Here is a 1,156-nt window from a genome sequence, read left to right as displayed (position 1 = left end):
CCATTAATCAAACAGTTAACCGAAGCTGCATTAGCTGCTGAACTCGATTCACATCTGGTTCAGGACGTTGAAGCCAACCGTAAAAACGGCTCAGGCAAAAAGACCGTTAAAACACCCACTGGCAGCTTTGAACTGGCCACGCCCCGCGATCGCAATGGTACTTTTGAACCTCAGTTGGTGAAGAAGCACCAGACCACACTTTCCGATGAGATCGAGCGCAAGATCATCCGTATGTTCGCACTTGGCATGAGCTATAAAGATATCAGCCAGGAAATTGAGGATTTATATGCTTTCAGCGTGTCCAGTGCCACCATCAGCGCGGTCACCGATAAAGTTATTCCTGAGCTGAAACAGTGGCAACAACGCCCGCTGGAAGCGGTATACCCCTTCGTCTGGTTGGATGCTATCCACTATAAAATCCGCGAAGACGGGCGTTATCAGAGCAAAGCGGTCTACACTGTTCTCGCCCTGAATCTGGAGGGCAAAAAAGAGATACTGGGCCTGTATCTGTCTGAAAGTGAAGGCGCTAATTTCTGGCTGTCGGTACTGGCCGATCTACAAAATCGTGGTGTGAACGATATTCTGATTGCCTGTGTGGATGGTCTGACAGGGTTCCCGGAAGCGATAAACAGCATTTACCCCGATACAGAAGTTCAGTTGTGCGTCATCCACCAGATCCGTAACTCGATAAAATATGTCGCATCGAAGCATCACAAGGCGTTTATGGCTGATTTAAAACCAGTTTATCGTGCGGTATCAAAAGAGGCAGCGGAAATCGCACTGGACGAACTGGAAGAAAAATGGGGCCAACAATATCCAGTGGTACTTCAGTCGTGGCGGAGAAAATGGGCCAATCTGTCGTGTTACTTCCGATATCCGGCAACGATCCGCAAGGTCATTTACACGACAAACGCCATTGAATCGGTGCATCGGCAGTTCAGAAAACTAACAAAAACGAAAGGCGCGTTCCCGAATGAAAACAGTCTGTTGAAATTACTGTATCTGGGATTAATGAATGCGCAGGAAAAATGGACAATGCCGATCCAGAGCTGGAATTTGACATTGTCCCAGTTGGCGATTTATTTTGAAGGCCGCCTCGATAAAGTGATTACGTTGTAATGATTTTTTAACGTGACACAGAATTATGAACGCTCTC

Annotated in this window: 1 protein-coding gene; it reads left to right on the top strand. The window is 47.1% G+C overall.

Annotated elements, in window-relative coordinates; genetic code table 11:
* A partial coding sequence (locus YALDO0001_RS22605; protein WP_042840663.1) for an IS256 family transposase occupies nucleotides 1-1,119 on the top strand: 1,119 nt, incomplete at its 5' end.
* Nucleotides 1,120-1,156 lie beyond the last annotated feature (37 nt).

Origin of the sequence: Yersinia aldovae ATCC 35236 (assembly GCF_000173735.1) — a bacterium.
Classification (GTDB): Bacteria; Pseudomonadota; Gammaproteobacteria; order Enterobacterales; family Enterobacteriaceae; genus Yersinia; species Yersinia aldovae.
This window is presented reverse-complemented; position numbering and strand designations above follow the sequence as displayed.